General features: G+C 61.9%; 5 protein-coding genes and 6 rRNA genes. 10 read left to right on the forward strand and 1 reads right to left on the reverse strand.

What is annotated here, in order from left to right; all coding sequences use genetic code 11:
- The first annotated feature begins 42 nt into the window (after positions 1-42).
- From argH to KDN32_RS09205, 9 genes are all read left to right on the forward strand, one after another.
- Positions 43-1,446: an argininosuccinate lyase gene (gene argH / locus KDN32_RS09165; protein ID WP_249216877.1), complete on the forward strand. Its 1,404-nt coding sequence runs from the start codon at positions 43-45 to the stop codon at positions 1,444-1,446.
- Positions 1,430-2,005, forward strand: a complete 576-nt coding sequence (locus KDN32_RS09170; protein WP_211731690.1) for a DNA-3-methyladenine glycosylase — start codon at positions 1,430-1,432, stop codon at positions 2,003-2,005. The genes argH and KDN32_RS09170 overlap by 17 nt, the downstream gene beginning before the upstream one ends.
- Positions 2,006-2,473: 468 nt before the next feature.
- Positions 2,474-3,995 (forward strand): 16S ribosomal RNA (locus KDN32_RS09175).
- A 588-nt stretch (positions 3,996-4,583) separates the two neighbouring features.
- A 23S ribosomal RNA gene (locus KDN32_RS09180) occupies positions 4,584-7,717 on the forward strand.
- A 157-nt stretch (positions 7,718-7,874) separates the two neighbouring features.
- Positions 7,875-7,992, forward strand: a 5S ribosomal RNA gene (gene rrf, locus KDN32_RS09185).
- A gap of 1,018 nt (positions 7,993-9,010) precedes the next feature.
- Positions 9,011-10,532, forward strand: a 16S ribosomal RNA gene (locus KDN32_RS09190).
- Positions 10,533-11,120: 588 nt separating this feature from the next.
- Positions 11,121-14,255: ribosomal RNA gene (locus tag KDN32_RS09195) — 23S ribosomal RNA — on the forward strand.
- Positions 14,256-14,412: 157 nt separating this feature from the next.
- Positions 14,413-14,530 (forward strand): 5S ribosomal RNA (gene rrf / locus KDN32_RS09200).
- The 16S, 23S and 5S rRNA genes sit together here, the layout of an rRNA operon.
- Before the next feature lie 177 nt (positions 14,531-14,707).
- Complete coding sequence (locus KDN32_RS09205; RefSeq protein ID WP_211731691.1) at positions 14,708-15,079, forward strand: single-stranded DNA-binding protein; 372 nt, start codon at positions 14,708-14,710, stop codon at positions 15,077-15,079.
- Here the strand turns inward: KDN32_RS09205 and KDN32_RS09210 are convergent.
- Complete coding sequence (locus KDN32_RS09210) at positions 15,054-16,172, reverse strand: DUF1015 family protein (protein ID WP_211731692.1); 1,119 nt, start codon at positions 16,170-16,172, stop codon at positions 15,054-15,056. The genes KDN32_RS09205 and KDN32_RS09210 overlap by 26 nt on opposite strands.
- Before the next feature lie 48 nt (positions 16,173-16,220).
- Here KDN32_RS09210 and KDN32_RS09215 point away from each other — a divergent pair, with 48 nt between their 5' ends.
- A complete protein-coding gene (locus KDN32_RS09215) occupies positions 16,221-17,240 on the forward strand; it encodes an HAD-IIA family hydrolase (RefSeq protein WP_249216395.1) in 1,020 nt (339 codons plus the stop codon).
- The last annotated feature ends 8 nt before the right edge of the window (positions 17,241-17,248 follow it).

Here is a 17,248-nt window from a genome sequence, read left to right on the forward strand (position 1 = left end):
TCCGACGAGGCTGCCGCGGACGGGGCGACCCACCGCGGGAGCCTGTGGGGCGGGCGCTTCGCCAGCGGGCCGTCGCCCGAGCTGCAGGCGCTGTCCCGGTCGACCCACTTCGACTGGCAGCTCACGCCCTACGACCTCGCCGGCTCGCGCGCCCACGCCAACGCGCTGCACCGCGCGGGCCTGCTCACCGACGCCGACCACGCCGAGCTGCTCCGCGGGCTCCGGGTGCTGGGGGAGCGGTACTCCTCCGGCGACCTGCTGCCCGACCCCTCCGACGAGGACGTGCACGGCGCCCTCGAGCGTCTCCTGCTGGAGGAGGTCGGCCCCGAGGTCGGTGGCCGCCTCCGCGCCGGACGCTCGCGCAACGACCAGGTCGCCACGCTGTTCCGGGCGTACCTGCGCGACCACGCCCGGACCATCGCGTCCCTCGTGCTCGACCTGGTCGACGTGCTCGCCGACCAGGCTGCCGACCACCTCGCCTCCGGGCGCGAGACCGTGATGCCGGGCCGCACCCACCTTCAGCACGCACAGCCGGTGCTGCTGTCGCACCACCTGCTCGCCCACGCGTGGCCCCTGCTGCGTGACGTCGAGCGGCTGCGCGACTGGGATGCGCGCGTCGCGGCCGACTCGCCCTACGGCTCGGGGGCGCTCGCCGGGCAGACGCTCGGCCTCGACCCGGAAGCCGTCGCGGGCGAGCTCGGCTTCTCCGGGTCGTCGGCCAACTCGATCGACGGCACCGCGTCGCGCGACTTCGCGGCCGAGTTCGCGTTCGTCACCGCGCAGATCGGGGTCGACCTCTCGCGGCTCTCCGAGGAGGTCATCCTCTGGGCCACGCGGGAGTTCGACTTCGCGACGCTGCACGACTCCTGGTCGACCGGGTCCAGCATCATGCCGCAGAAGAAGAACCCGGACATCGCCGAGCTCGCACGCGGCAAGGCCGGCCGACTGGTCGGCAACCTGACCGGCCTGATGGCCACGCTCAAGGGCCTGCCGCTGGCCTACAACCGCGACCTGCAGGAGGACAAGGAGCCGGTCTTCGACTCCGTCTCCACCCTCGAGGTGCTGGTGCCCGCCGTGACCGGGATGGTCGCGACCCTGACCTTCAACGCCGACCGGATGGCCGAGCTCGCCCCGCAGGGGTTCTCGCTCGCCACCGACGTCGCCGAGTGGCTCGTACGCCAGGGGGTGCCGTTCCGGGACGCCCACGAGCTCGCCGGGGCGTGCGTGCGGCGGTGCGAGGAGCTCGGGTGCGACCTGCCGGACCTCGACGACGAGCAGCTCGCCGCGATCTCCCCGGCCCTGACGCCCGAGGTCCGCACCGTCCTCACCGTCGAGGGCTCTGTGGCCTCGCGCTCGGGACGGGGCGGCACCGCGCCGGTCCGGGTGCGCGAGCAGCTCGACGCACTCCGCGCCGCCAGCGCCACGCACCGTGGCCGGCTGGGCTGAGGGCGATCCCCTCGAGGTCGCTCCCCGCCTGCTGGGAGCGGTGCTCACCCATGCCGGGGTCTCGGTCCGCCTGACCGAGGTGGAGGCCTACCGGGGTCCGGACGACCCGGGCTCGCACGCCTTCCGCGGCCGCACCGCGCGCAACGCCACGATGTTCGGTCCGCCCGGACGGCTCTACGTCTACTTCGTCTACGGCATGCACCACTGCGCCAACCTCGTCACCGGACCGGAGGGCGACCCGGGTGCGGTGCTGCTCCGTGCAGGCGAGGTGGTCGACGGGCTCGCGACCGCGCGGGCCCGCCGTCCCGGGGCGGCAGACCGCGACCTCGCTCGGGGCCCGGCCCGGCTGTGCCGCGCCCTCGCGATCGACCTCGCCCACGACGGGACGCCGGCCGTCCTGGCAGCGGGGGAGCCGACCGCGGACGCGATGACCGTCGCGACCGGTCCGAGGGTCGGCCTGCGGCACGCCGCCGAGCGGCCGTGGCGCTTCTGGATCGACGGCCACGCCACTGTCAGCAGCTACCGACCAGCGGCACCGCGTGGTCAGGCAGGCCGCTGACCTGCGGTTTTGCGTGAGGGGTACCCCCGGTTTGGCACACCCGGCGGGATGGGTCTAATGTTTTCTCTGTCGCCAGGGAGCGGCGGGGAGCAAGGCCGGTCAGGCCGGGCTCCCGGCCCCGAGGCGATCGGCTCGAAGCGATCATCGGTCACGGTGACACCACCGAGCACAGCACGACCAGTTGCTCCACGCGACCGGGGTCCTGATGGGATCGCGATGTGGGTGCGTCTGATTCTTGAGAACTCAACAGTGTGTTTGATTAGTCGACGAATTAGTTTGTTATGCCCCGTTGGCGCCAGGCTTTGGTTTGGTGTCGCGGTTTCTTTGACAATGATTCTGGCTGATGCCCATGGCTTTGGTTGTGGGTGTCTTTCGCTAGTTTTGTTCAGTCAGGGGATGTGGCTCTTATTGATTGTCGCTCCTGCTGCTGGCGTCCTTTTGTGGGTGTTGGTGGGGGGGTGGTGTTTTTCGATGGAGAGTTTGATCCTGGCTCAGGACGAACGCTGGCGGCGTGCTTAACACATGCAAGTCGAGCGGAAAGGCCTCTTCGGGGGTACTCGAGCGGCGAACGGGTGAGTAACACGTGAGTAATCTGCCCCTGGCTTTGGGATAGCCACCGGAAACGGTGATTAATACCGGATATGACCACTTTACGCATGTTTGGTGGTGGAAAGTTTTTCGGCCAGGGATGTGCTCGCGGCCTATCAGCTTGATGGTGAGGTAATGGCTCACCATGGCTTCGACGGGTAGCCGGCCTGAGAGGGTGACCGGTCACACTGGGACTGAGACACGGCCCAGACTCCTACGGGAGGCAGCAGTGGGGAATATTGGACAATGGGCGGAAGCCTGATCCAGCAACGCCGCGTGAGGGATGACGGCCTTCGGGTTGTAAACCTCTTTCAGTAGGGACGAAGCGCGAGTGACGGTACCTACAGAAGAAGCACCGGCCAACTACGTGCCAGCAGCCGCGGTAATACGTAGGGTGCGAGCGTTGTCCGGAATTATTGGGCGTAAAGGGCTCGTAGGCGGTTTGTCGCGTCGGGAGTGAAAACGCCGTGCTTAACACGGCGCTTGCTTTCGATACGGGCAGACTAGAGGTATTCAGGGGAGAACGGAATTCCTGGTGTAGCGGTGAAATGCGCAGATATCAGGAGGAACACCGGTGGCGAAGGCGGTTCTCTGGGAATATCCTGACGCTGAGGAGCGAAAGTGTGGGGAGCGAACAGGATTAGATACCCTGGTAGTCCACACCGTAAACGTTGGGCGCTAGGTGTGGGGTCCATTCCACGGATTCCGTGCCGCAGCTAACGCATTAAGCGCCCCGCCTGGGGAGTACGGCCGCAAGGCTAAAACTCAAAGGAATTGACGGGGGCCCGCACAAGCGGCGGAGCATGCGGATTAATTCGATGCAACGCGAAGAACCTTACCTGGGTTTGACATACACCCTGCCGCTCCAGAGATGGGGCTTCTTTTGGGGGTGTACAGGTGGTGCATGGCTGTCGTCAGCTCGTGTCGTGAGATGTTGGGTTAAGTCCCGCAACGAGCGCAACCCTCGTTCTATGTTGCCAGCACGCCCTTTGGGGTGGTGGGGACTCATAGGAGACTGCCGGGGTCAACTCGGAGGAAGGTGGGGATGACGTCAAGTCATCATGCCCCTTATGTCCAGGGCTTCACGCATGCTACAATGGCCGGTACAAAGGGCTGCGATCCCGTGAGGGGGAGCGAATCCCAAAAAGCCGGTCTCAGTTCGGATTGGGGTCTGCAACTCGACCCCATGAAGTCGGAGTCGCTAGTAATCGCAGATCAGCAACGCTGCGGTGAATACGTTCCCGGGCCTTGTACACACCGCCCGTCACGTCACGAAAGTCGGCAACACCCGAAGCCGGTGGCCCAACCCTTGTGGAGGGAGCCGTCGAAGGTGGGGCTGGCGATTGGGACGAAGTCGTAACAAGGTAGCCGTACCGGAAGGTGCGGCTGGATCACCTCCTTTCTAAGGAGCACGCACCCCGACCATCAGCTGGCTGGCCACAAGGTCCAGTGCTGTCTGGTGGCGCATGGTGGTGTCTCACTAGTGGAATCGTCGACTGCCAGGTGTCTCGTGGTGTCTGGTGGGTGCAGCTTGCTGTGCTCGCAGATGCAGGGGCGCCTGGTCATGGGCCCCGCGTTGGTGGGGGCGTGGTTGGACACACTGTTGGGTCCTGAAGGATCAGCCGTGGGGTGCATGCCGTGAGGTGTGTGTCTTCGGGGCCGGGGTTTGTTCCTTGGCTTGGGTTGGTGTCTTCTGGTTCCTCCTGCTACCTGTTCGCGCCTGTGGGGTGTGGGTGGGGGTTGGTGGGGTTGTTGTTTGAGATCTGCATAGTGGACGCGAGCATCTTTCACAATCAGGTGTTTTCTGGCTGGTTGATCCTTCGGGTGAGGCTGGTTGGTTGAGAACTGGTTGTGGATAGTGTTTTTGCTGGCTGGTTCTTCCTTGTCTTGAGGGGGCTGGCCGGCGTTGCTGGTCTGCCCTGTGATTGTGGGGTGGGCTGGTGTTGTTCTTTGTGTTTGTTTTGGGACGTGTGTTGTTTTGACGTTGTTGAGACAAGCTATGAAGGGCACATGGTGGATGCCTTGGCATCAAGAGCCGATGAAGGACGTTGGAGCCTGCGATAAGCCCTGGGGAGTTGGCAACCGAGCTGTGATCCGGGGGTGTCCGAATGGGGAAACCCAGCACGAGTCATGTCGTGTTACCCGCATCTGAACACATAGGGTGTGTGGAGGGAACGTCGGGAAGTGAAACATCTCAGTACCGACAGGAAGAGAAAACAACAGTGATTCCGAGAGTAGTGGCGAGCGAAATCGGATGAGGCTAAACCGCGGTTGTGTGATACCCGGCAGGGGTTGCAGTCGCGGGGTCGTGGGACCTCTCATCACGTGCTGCCGTGCGTGGAGGAAGTAAGAAACCAGTGTGGAAGTCGAAGTCGGTTGGAAAGCCGTACCGTAGAGGGTGATAGGCCCGTAGACGTCAAGCGCTGGCTTCCGAGAGTGTTCCCAAGTAACACGGAACCCCTGAAATTCCGTGTGAATCTGGCGGGACCACCCGTTAAGCCTAAATACTCCTTGATGACCGATAGCGGACAAGTACCGTGAGGGAAAGGTGAAAAGTACCCCTGGCGGGGAGTGAAATAGTACCTGAAACCGTGTGCCTACAATCCGTCGGAGCCTTCACCTTGTGTGGGGGTGACGGCGTGCCTTTTGAAGAATGAGCCTGCGAGTTTGCGGTGTGTTGCGAGGTTAACCCGTGTGGGGAAGCCGTAGCGAAAGCGAGTCCGAACAGGGCGATTCAGTAGCGCGCTCAAGACCCGAAGCGAAGTGATCTATCCATGGGCAGGTTGAAGCGTCGGTAAGACGACGTGGAGGACCGAACCCACTTAGGTTGAAAACTGAGGGGATGACCTGTGGATAGGGGTGAAAGGCCAATCAAACTTCGTGATAGCTGGTTCTCCCCGAAATGCATTTAGGTGCAGCGTTGTGTGTTTCTTGCCGGAGGTAGAGCACTGGATAGCCGATGGGCCCTACAAGGTTACTGACGTTAGCCAAACTCCGAATGCCGGTAAGTGAGAGCGCAGCAGTGAGACTGCGGGGGATAAGCTCCGTAGTCGAGAGGGAAACAGCCCAGACCATCAGCTAAGGCCCCTAAGCGGTGACTAAGTGGAAAAGGATGTGGAGTCGCATTGACAACCAGGAGGTTGGCTTGGAAGCAGCCACCCTTGAAAGAGTGCGTAATAGCTCACTGGTCAAGTGATTCCGCGCCGACAATGTAGCGGGGCTCAAGTCATCCGCCGAAGCTATGGCATTCAGCGAATACATCAGCACCTACTTGATGGGTGTTCAGTGCGCTGGATGGGTAGGGGAGCGTCGTGTGGGCAGTGAAGCGCCGGAGTGATCCAGGTGTGGAGGCCACACGAGTGAGAATGCAGGCATGAGTAGCGAATCACGGGTGAGAAACCCGTGCGCCGAATGATCAAGGGTTCCAGGGTCAAGCTAATCTGCCCTGGGTAAGTCGGGACCTAAGGCGAGGCCGACAGGCGTAGTCGATGGACAACGGGTTGATATTCCCGTACCGGCGAAGTTTCGCCCATGACGAACCTGGTGATGCTAACCACCCGAAGCTCATCGGACCGGACCCTTCGGGGCGAGGCTGGTGGGTGGAGCGTGGGACCCGAGCTGGTAGTAGTCAAGCGATGGGGTGACGCAGGAAGGTAGCCCAACCACAGCGATGGTTGTCTGTGGGCAAGCGTGTAGGACGTCTGGTAGGCAAATCCGCCAGATCCACTTGGGTGTGGAGTCTGAGACGTGACGCGGAGCCAATACTGGCGAAGTGGGTGATCCTATGCTGTCGAGAAAAACCTCTAGCGAGAAACGAGCCGCCCGTACCCCAAACCGACTCAGGTGATCAAGTAGAGAATACTAAGGCGATCGAGACAACCATGGTTAAGGAACTCGGCAAAATGCCCCCGTAACTTCGGGAGAAGGGGGGCCGGATCCGTGAACCCACTTGCTGGGGGAAGCGGTGATGGCCGCAGAGACCAGGGGAAAGCGACTGTTTACTAAAAACACAGGTCCGTGCGAAGTTGTAAGACGATGTATACGGACTGACTCCTGCCCGGTGCTGGAAGGTTAAGAGGACCGGTTAGATTCCTTCGGGAGTCGAAGCTGAGAATTTAAGCCCCAGTAAACGGCGGTGGTAACTATAACCATCCTAAGGTAGCGAAATTCCTTGTCGGGTAAGTTCCGACCTGCACGAATGGAGTAACGACTTTCCCACTGTCTCAACCATGGACTCGGCGAAATTGCACTACGAGTAAAGATGCTCGTTACGCGCGGCAGGACGGAAAGACCCCGGGACCTTTACTATAGTTTGGTATTGGTGTTTGGTACGGCTTGTGTAGGATAGGTGGGAGACTGTGAAACCTCGACGCCAGTTGGGGTGGAGTCAACGTTGAAATACCACTCTGGTCGTACTAGATGTCTAACCTAGGTCCGTTATCCGGATCAGGGACAGTGCCTGATGGGTAGTTTAACTGGGGCGGTTGCCTCCTAAAATGTAACGGAGGCGCTCAAAGGTTCCCTCAGCCTGGTTGGCAATCAGGTGGCGAGTGTAAGTGCACAAGGGAGCTTGACTGTGAGACAGACATGTCGAGCAGGGACGAAAGTCGGAACTAGTGATCTGGCCACGGCATGTGGAAGCGTGGTCACTCAACGGATAAAAGGTACCCCGGGGATAACAGGCTGATCTTCCCCAAGAGTCCATATCGACGGGATGGTTTGGCACCTCGATGTCGGCTCGTCGCATCCTGGGGCTGGAGTAGGTCCCAAGGGTTGGGCTGTTCGCCCATTAAAGCGGCACGCGAGCTGGGTTTAGAACGTCGTGAGACAGTTCGGTCCCTATCCGCCGCGCGCGCAGGAAACTTGAGAAAGGCTGTCCCTAGTACGAGAGGACCGGGATGGACGAACCTCTGGTGTGCCAGTTGTTCTGCCAAGAGCACGGCTGGTTGGCTACGTTCGGAAGTGATAACCGCTGAATGCATCTAAGCGGGAAGCACGTTTCAAGATGAGGTTTCCCACCACGTAAGTGGGTAAGGCCCCCCACAGAACATGGGGTTGATAGGCCGGAGGTGTACAGCAGTAATGCCCAGCCGACCGGTACTAATAGGCCGAGGGCTTGTCCCAACCACGTACAAAACCACACACACCCACGCACACACGACCACGTGTGCGTACACGCGCAAAGACGAACACACATGTTCGCGTCCACTAGGCAGTTCCCAACCAACACACCCACCACCACCAGCACCAGCTGGAACGTAGGGGATGAGGTTGAAAGAGTTACGGCGGCCATAGCGAAACGGGAAACACCCGGTCCCATACCGAACCCGGAAGTTAAGCCTTTCAGCGCCGATGGTACTGCAACCGAGAGGTTGTGGGAGAGTAGGACGCCGCCGGACAACCATTGTGAAAGTGGGGTCGCCCTTCGGGGCGGCCCCACTTTTGCATACCCCCACACAGCCGGATCGATCTCGTCCTGCTCGAGGCCCGATGCCCAGCTGGATCGTCCGACCCGGTAGGTCCTGGGATGGGGGGGACAGGTCAGGACCAGGTCCAGACCGGGCTGCTCCGCGCGAGTCGGCCGGGCTGCAGCAGGGGTGACCCGTGCTGCGGCTGGATCCTCACGCATGCCTGCGCGTTGATCGGCGTTGTCGCGGGGGAGCGGTGCCCGTCCTCAGCGCGGGACGTACGTTCGGTTCGGTGGCGCCCGACCACCGGTGCCGCCGAAGAGTGGGTGATCTTTGCCTCGCCCGCCTGTGGCGAGAGCTCGAGCCGTGGAGCGCGTGTCCGAGGTCGGTCTGTCTCGCCCGGCGCCTGGTGACGCCGGCTCGCCGGGTCCGGGCGGCGCGCGATGGGGGTGGCAGCTTCGAGGATCGGCCCGCTCGAGACGTCTGCGTGCCGGCCCGGACGTGGCACCGCGCGGTCGGGCAGGCCGCTGACCTGCGGTTTTGCGTGAGGGGTACCCCCGGTTTGGCACACCCGGGGGGATGGGTCTACTGTTCTTCCTGTCGCCGCAAGCGGCGCCGCCACCCGGCCAGAAGGCCGGATGAGGCGGAGACCAGCTGCGACCACCGAAGCACGACGAAGCGCCAGTTTGACGGCGCGGAAGCGGCCCGGTAAGTTTCTGCAGGTTGCCCCGGTGGCCGAGCCAGTCAACTGGTGAGGGTCGGGTGCGTCTGATTCTTGAGAACTCAACAGTGTGTTTGATTAGTCGACGAATTAGTTTGTTATGCCCCGTTGGCGCCAGGCTTTGGTTTGGTGTCGCGGTTTCTTTGACAATGATTCTGGCTGATGCCCATGGCTTTGGTTGTGGGTGTCTTTCGCTAGTTTTGTTCAGTCAGGGGATGTGGCTCTTATTGATTGTCGCTCCTGCTGCTGGCGTCCTTTTGTGGGTGTTGGTGGTGGGGGTGGTGTTTTTCGATGGAGAGTTTGATCCTGGCTCAGGACGAACGCTGGCGGCGTGCTTAACACATGCAAGTCGAGCGGAAAGGCCTCTTCGGGGGTACTCGAGCGGCGAACGGGTGAGTAACACGTGAGTAATCTGCCCCTGGCTTTGGGATAGCCACCGGAAACGGTGATTAATACCGGATATGACCACTTTACGCATGTTTGGTGGTGGAAAGTTTTTCGGCCAGGGATGTGCTCGCGGCCTATCAGCTTGATGGTGAGGTAATGGCTCACCATGGCTTCGACGGGTAGCCGGCCTGAGAGGGTGACCGGTCACACTGGGACTGAGACACGGCCCAGACTCCTACGGGAGGCAGCAGTGGGGAATATTGGACAATGGGCGGAAGCCTGATCCAGCAACGCCGCGTGAGGGATGACGGCCTTCGGGTTGTAAACCTCTTTCAGTAGGGACGAAGCGCGAGTGACGGTACCTACAGAAGAAGCACCGGCCAACTACGTGCCAGCAGCCGCGGTAATACGTAGGGTGCGAGCGTTGTCCGGAATTATTGGGCGTAAAGGGCTCGTAGGCGGTTTGTCGCGTCGGGAGTGAAAACGCCGTGCTTAACACGGCGCTTGCTTTCGATACGGGCAGACTAGAGGTATTCAGGGGAGAACGGAATTCCTGGTGTAGCGGTGAAATGCGCAGATATCAGGAGGAACACCGGTGGCGAAGGCGGTTCTCTGGGAATATCCTGACGCTGAGGAGCGAAAGTGTGGGGAGCGAACAGGATTAGATACCCTGGTAGTCCACACCGTAAACGTTGGGCGCTAGGTGTGGGGTCCATTCCACGGATTCCGTGCCGCAGCTAACGCATTAAGCGCCCCGCCTGGGGAGTACGGCCGCAAGGCTAAAACTCAAAGGAATTGACGGGGGCCCGCACAAGCGGCGGAGCATGCGGATTAATTCGATGCAACGCGAAGAACCTTACCTGGGTTTGACATACACCCTGCCGCTCCAGAGATGGGGCTTCTTTTGGGGGTGTACAGGTGGTGCATGGCTGTCGTCAGCTCGTGTCGTGAGATGTTGGGTTAAGTCCCGCAACGAGCGCAACCCTCGTTCTATGTTGCCAGCACGCCCTTTGGGGTGGTGGGGACTCATAGGAGACTGCCGGGGTCAACTCGGAGGAAGGTGGGGATGACGTCAAGTCATCATGCCCCTTATGTCCAGGGCTTCACGCATGCTACAATGGCCGGTACAAAGGGCTGCGATCCCGTGAGGGGGAGCGAATCCCAAAAAGCCGGTCTCAGTTCGGATTGGGGTCTGCAACTCGACCCCATGAAGTCGGAGTCGCTAGTAATCGCAGATCAGCAACGCTGCGGTGAATACGTTCCCGGGCCTTGTACACACCGCCCGTCACGTCACGAAAGTCGGCAACACCCGAAGCCGGTGGCCCAACCCTTGTGGAGGGAGCCGTCGAAGGTGGGGCTGGCGATTGGGACGAAGTCGTAACAAGGTAGCCGTACCGGAAGGTGCGGCTGGATCACCTCCTTTCTAAGGAGCACGCACCCCGACCATCAGCTGGCTGGCCACAAGGTCCAGTGCTGTCTGGTGGCGCATGGTGGTGTCTCACTAGTGGAATCGTCGACTGCCAGGTGTCTCGTGGTGTCTGGTGGGTGCAGCTTGCTGTGCTCGCAGATGCAGGGGCGCCTGGTCATGGGCCCCGCGTTGGTGGGGGCGTGGTTGGACACACTGTTGGGTCCTGAAGGATCAGCCGTGGGGTGCATGCCGTGAGGTGTGTGTCTTCGGGGCCGGGGTTTGTTCCTTGGCTTGGGTTGGTGTCTTCTGGTTCCTCCTGCTACCTGTTCGCGCCTGTGGGGTGTGGGTGGGGGTTGGTGGGGTTGTTGTTTGAGATCTGCATAGTGGACGCGAGCATCTTTCACAATCAGGTGTTTTCTGGCTGGTTGATCCTTCGGGTGAGGCTGGTTGGTTGAGAACTGGTTGTGGATAGTGTTTTTGCTGGCTGGTTCTTCCTTGTCTTGAGGGGGCTGGCCGGCGTTGCTGGTCTGCCCTGTGATTGTGGGGTGGGCTGGTGTTGTTCTTTGTGTTTGTTTTGGGACGTGTGTTGTTTTGACGTTGTTGAGACAAGCTATGAAGGGCACATGGTGGATGCCTTGGCATCAAGAGCCGATGAAGGACGTTGGAGCCTGCGATAAGCCCTGGGGAGTTGGCAACCGAGCTGTGATCCGGGGGTGTCCGAATGGGGAAACCCAGCACGAGTCATGTCGTGTTACCCGCATCTGAACACATAGGGTGTGTGGAGGGAACGTCGGGAAGTGAAACATCTCAGTACCGACAGGAAGAGAAAACAACAGTGATTCCGAGAGTAGTGGCGAGCGAAATCGGATGAGGCTAAACCGCGGTTGTGTGATACCCGGCAGGGGTTGCAGTCGCGGGGTCGTGGGACCTCTCATCACGTGCTGCCGTGCGTGGAGGAAGTAAGAAACCAGTGTGGAAGTCGAAGTCGGTTGGAAAGCCGTACCGTAGAGGGTGATAGGCCCGTAGACGTCAAGCGCTGGCTTCCGAGAGTGTTCCCAAGTAACACGGAACCCCTGAAATTCCGTGTGAATCTGGCGGGACCACCCGTTAAGCCTAAATACTCCTTGATGACCGATAGCGGACAAGTACCGTGAGGGAAAGGTGAAAAGTACCCCTGGCGGGGAGTGAAATAGTACCTGAAACCGTGTGCCTACAATCCGTCGGAGCCTTACACCTTGTGTGGGGGTGACGGCGTGCCTTTTGAAGAATGAGCCTGCGAGTTTGCGGTGTGTTGCGAGGTTAACCCGTGTGGGGAAGCCGTAGCGAAAGCGAGTCCGAATAGGGCGATTCAGTAGCGCGCTCAAGACCCGAAGCGAAGTGATCTATCCATGGGCAGGTTGAAGCGTCGGTAAGACGACGTGGAGGACCGAACCCACTTAGGTTGAAAACTGAGGGGATGACCTGTGGATAGGGGTGAAAGGCCAATCAAACTTCGTGATAGCTGGTTCTCCCCGAAATGCATTTAGGTGCAGCGTTGTGTGTTTCTTGCCGGAGGTAGAGCACTGGATAGCCGATGGGCCCTACAAGGTTACTGACGTTAGCCAAACTCCGAATGCCGGTAAGTGAGAGCGCAGCAGTGAGACTGCGGGGGATAAGCTCCGTAGTCGAGAGGGAAACAGCCCAGACCATCAGCTAAGGCCCCTAAGCGGTGACTAAGTGGAAAAGGATGTGGAGTCGCATTGACAACCAGGAGGTTGGCTTGGAAGCAGCCACCCTTGAAAGAGTGCGTAATAGCTCACTGGTCAAGTGATTCCGCGCCGACAATGTAGCGGGGCTCAAGTCATCCGCCGAAGCTATGGCATTCAGCGAATACATCAGCACCTACTTGATGGGTGTTCAGTGCGCTGGATGGGTAGGGGAGCGTCGTGTGGGCAGTGAAGCGCCGGAGTGATCCAGGTGTGGAGGCCACACGAGTGAGAATGCAGGCATGAGTAGCGAATCACGGGTGAGAAACCCGTGCGCCGAATGATCAAGGGTTCCAGGGTCAAGCTAATCTGCCCTGGGTAAGTCGGGACCTAAGGCGAGGCCGACAGGCGTAGTCGATGGACAACGGGTTGATATTCCCGTACCGGCGAAGTTTCGCCCATGACGAACCTGGTGATGCTAACCACCCGAAGCTCATCGGACCGGACCCTTCGGGGCGAGGCTGGTGGGTGGAGCGTGGGACCCGAGCTGGTAGTAGTCAAGCGATGGGGTGACGCAGGAAGGTAGCCCAACCACAGCGATGGTTGTCTGTGGGCAAGCGTGTAGGACGTCTGGTAGGCAAATCCGCCAGATCCACTTGGGTGTGGAGTCTGAGACGTGACGCGGAGCCAATACTGGCGAAGTGGGTGATCCTATGCTGTCGAGAAAAACCTCTAGCGAGAAACGAGCCGCCCGTACCCCAAACCGACTCAGGTGATCAAGTAGAGAATACTAAGGCGATCGAGACAACCATGGTTAAGGAACTCGGCAAAATGCCCCCGTAACTTCGGGAGAAGGGGGGCCGGATCCGTGAACCCACTTGCTGGGGGAAGCGGTGATGGCCGCAGAGACCAGGGGAAAGCGACTGTTTACTAAAAACACAGGTCCGTGCGAAGTTGTAAGACGATGTATACGGACTGACTCCTGCCCGGTGCTGGAAGGTTAAGAGGACCGGTTAGATTCCTTCGGGAGTCGAAGCTGAGAATTTAAGCCCCAGTAAACGGCGGTGGTAACTATAACCATCCTAAGGTAGCGAAATTCCTTGTCGGGTAAGTTCCGACCTGCACGAATGGAGTAACGACTTTCCCACTGTCTCAACCATGGACTCGGCGAAATTGCACTACGAGTAAAGATGCTCGTTACGCGCGGCAGGACGGAAAGACCCCGGGACCTTTACTATAGTTTGGTATTGGTGTTTGGTACGGCTTGTGTAGGATAGGTGGGAGACTGTGAAACCTCGACGCCAGTTGGGGTGGAGTCAACGTTGAAATACCACTCTGGTCGTACTAGATGTCTAACCTAGGTCCGTTATCCGGATCAGGGACAGTGCCTGATGGGTAGTTTAACTGGGGCGGTTGCCTCCTAAAATGTAACGGAGGCGCTCAAAGGTTCCCTCAGCCTGGTTGGCAATCAGGTGGCGAGTGTAAGTGCACAAGGGAGCTTGACTGTGAGACAGACATGTCGAGCAGGGACGAAAGTCGGAACTAGTGATCTGGCCACGGCATGTGGAAGCGTGGTCACTCAACGGATAAAAGGTACCCCGGGGATAACAGGCTGATCTTCCCCAAGAGTCCATATCGACGGGATGGTTTGGCACCTCGATGTCGGCTCGTCGCATCCTGGGGCTGGAGTAGGTCCCAAGGGTTGGGCTGTTCGCCCATTAAAGCGGCACGCGAGCTGGGTTTAGAACGTCGTGAGACAGTTCGGTCCCTATCCGCCGCGCGCGCAGGAAACTTGAGAAAGGCTGTCCCTAGTACGAGAGGACCGGGATGGACGAACCTCTGGTGTGCCAGTTGTTCTGCCAAGAGCACGGCTGGTTGGCTACGTTCGGAAGTGATAACCGCTGAATGCATCTAAGCGGGAAGCACGTTTCAAGATGAGGTTTCCCACCACGTAAGTGGGTAAGGCCCCCCACAGAACATGGGGTTGATAGGCCGGAGGTGTACAGCAGTAATGCCCAGCCGACCGGTACTAATAGGCCGAGGGCTTGTCCCAACCACGTACAAAACCACACACACCCACGCACACACGACCACGTGTGCGTACACGCGCAAAGACGAACACACATGTTCGCGTCCACTAGGCAGTTCCCAACCAACACACCCACCACCACCAGCACCAGCTGGAACGTAGGGGATGAGGTTGAAAGAGTTACGGCGGCCATAGCGAAACGGGAAACACCCGGTCCCATACCGAACCCGGAAGTTAAGCCTTTCAGCGCCGATGGTACTGCAACCGAGAGGTTGTGGGAGAGTAGGACGCCGCCGGACAACCATTGTGAAAGTGGGGTCGCCCTTCGGGGCGGCCCCACTTTTGCATACCCACACGCCGGAGTACGCCGGCAACTGTCCACAGCGCCCTTTCAGCACGCATCCTCCACAGGCCCCAGGTCGCACGGTCGGTGATCGTCGGTCGTCTCGATCAGGGTGGTCCCAGGAGGTGACGCTGTGGAGCGGACACGAACGACGGACCAGGTCGAGCTGGTCAACGAAGCACGGCTCGTGGGGACGGTGACGCGACGCCCCGAGGCCAGGACGATGCCGAGCGGCGACGAGGTCGTCACGCTGCGGGTGTCGGTGCCCCGGGGCGACCGTGCCCTCGGGAGGACATCGAGTGGGGCGCCCGGTACGGACTCGGTGCCGTGCATCGTGTGGGCGGGTCGCGCCCGCCGTAGCGTGCTGACCTGGCGGCCCGGAGACGTCGTCGAGGTGACCGGTCCGGTCCGGGTCCGGTTCTTCCACGCAGGCGGTAGTACCCAGTCGCGGATCGAGGTCGAGGTGACCTCGGCCCGCGTCATGCGTCGCGCAACGGCCTCATGAGCACGCCGAGGCTCGGTTTGGGCTGGAACGAGGTGGCCTTCTCGGGCAGGAGCCCGCCGGCCTCGACGAGGTCCTTGACCTGTTCGAAGTCGGGGCTCGGGAGCAGGATCGCCGGGCACGATGGTCCGGCCAGCGCGAGTGCCTCCTCCACGCTGTGGTGGTGGTCGACCCGGCTGACGGCACGGGGGAGGAGAGGCAGGACCTCCTCGTGCAGCCAGGCCACCGCTGCGCGGTGCTCGAGACCGTGGGGGGCGATGGTCACCCAGGCGGTGCCGTCGGTCAGCGCGAGATGCGTGCTGTCGAGGACGGCAAGCGCAGCGTCGCGAGATGCTGCGGCGACGTCTGCGCCGGCCGCACGTGCGGCAGAGACGAGCTCGTCGAGGCTGCTGCCGGCGAGGGTGCGATGGATCGCGCCGAGGAACAGCGGCGTGTCGTCCTGGTCGACGAGCATCGCCAGCCCGCTGTCCCACGCCGTGCCCGGGTGTTGCTGCTGGAGCCGGAGATAGGCGGCGTAGCGGTGGTGGCCGTCGGCGATGAGACAGGTCGTCCGGGCCAGCAGGTCGTCGAGGCGTGCGAGCCGGTCCGGGTCGCGCACGGCCCAGATCCGTTGACGCTGGCCGGTGCGGTCGAGGTAGGACCAGTCGGGCGCCAGCCGCGCCACCTCGTCCAGCAGCGCTCGGAGGTCCGCGGACCCGTGGTGCACGAGCAGGATGGGTGCGGGGTTGAGCGCCATCTGCTGCATCCGGTCGGCGAGCTCACCGGCCTGGTCCGGGTGGATGGCCTCGTGCGGCCACACCGCGCGGTCGGCGGCGTCGGCGGCGCGACGTGCGACGTCGAGCGCGCCGACCAGTCCCCGGACCGTGAGGCCTTCGACGGTGTACTCGTGCAGGTAGATCGCAGGTGCCTGGTCCGCGCTCGCGCGTCCTTCGTCGATCCAGCGGGTCAGCCGGGTCGCGACGTCGCGGTAGGGTCGCGCGAGTGCCCGGGCAGAGGCCGGGTCCCCCACGCGTCCGGGAGCCAGCATCACCGCCGTGAACGGCACGAGCCGGAACGGCTTCGCGACGTAGGGGGGCACGATCGCCGCGACGTCCATCGGAGCATCGTAGGGGGACGACCGTCACAGCCCGGAGAGGGGTGGAACATGCTCGAGGAGTCCGCGGGACCGGTCCTGGAGGACCACGACCTGGTCATGTTCGACCTCGACGGCGTGGTCTATGTCGGTGACGCCGGCGTCGACGGCGCGGCCGACCGGATCGAGGAGGTCCGAGCGGCCGGTGCCCACGTGGCGTTCGTGACGAACAACGCCTCGCGCACCCCGGCGCAGGTCGCCGCGAAGCTCGAGGGGGTCGGGGTCCGAGCGGCGCCCACCGACGTCGTCACCTCCGCCCAGGCGGCCGCGCACCTGCTCGTGGAGGAGCACGGCGAGGGGGCGCGGATCCTCGCGCTGGGCGGCGAGGGACTCTGGACCGCCCTGGAGGAGGCCGGGCTCCGGCCGGTCGCTGACCCCGACGGGGCCGTCGCGGTCGTGAGCGGCTACGGCCCGGACGTGCGGTGGCGCGAGATCATGCGGGTCGCGACCCTGGTGCGTGACGGGCTGCCCTACGTCGCGAGCAACACCGACCTGACGATCCCGACGGCCTACGGGCTGGCGCCCGGCCACGGCGTGCTGGTGGAGACGATCGCGCGGTTCTCCGGAGTGACGCCGACGGTGGCGGGCAAGCCGGCCCGCCCGCTGATGGACGAGACCGTCCGCCGGGTCGGGGGAGAGCGGCCGCTGATGGTGGGTGACCGGCTCGACACCGACATCGAGGGCGCGCACGCCGTCGGCGTACCGTCCCTGCTGGTCCTGACCGGGGTCAGTGGGCTGGCCGACCTGGCGTCGGCCGGGGCGGACCTGCGCCCGACCTACATCTCGCCCACCCTGGGCGGCCTGTTCGAGCCGCACCCGGTGCCCACGGCAGACGAGGACCGGGTCGAGCTCGGCGGCTGGTCGGCCAGGGTCGAGGACGGGCGCCTCGTCGTGTCCGGTTCCGGTGCCGAGGCCGACTGGTGGCGGGTAGCCGCAACGGCGTGCTGGCTGCACCTCGACAGCTCCGGGAAGCCGGCCGACGTCTCCGACACGACGCCTCCCGGACCTGTCCGCCCCTCGCGACGCGAGTAGGCTCCCCG

It is taken from the genome of Nocardioides palaemonis (genome assembly GCF_018275325.1).
GTDB classification, from domain to species: Bacteria; Actinomycetota; Actinomycetes; order Propionibacteriales; family Nocardioidaceae; genus Nocardioides; species Nocardioides palaemonis.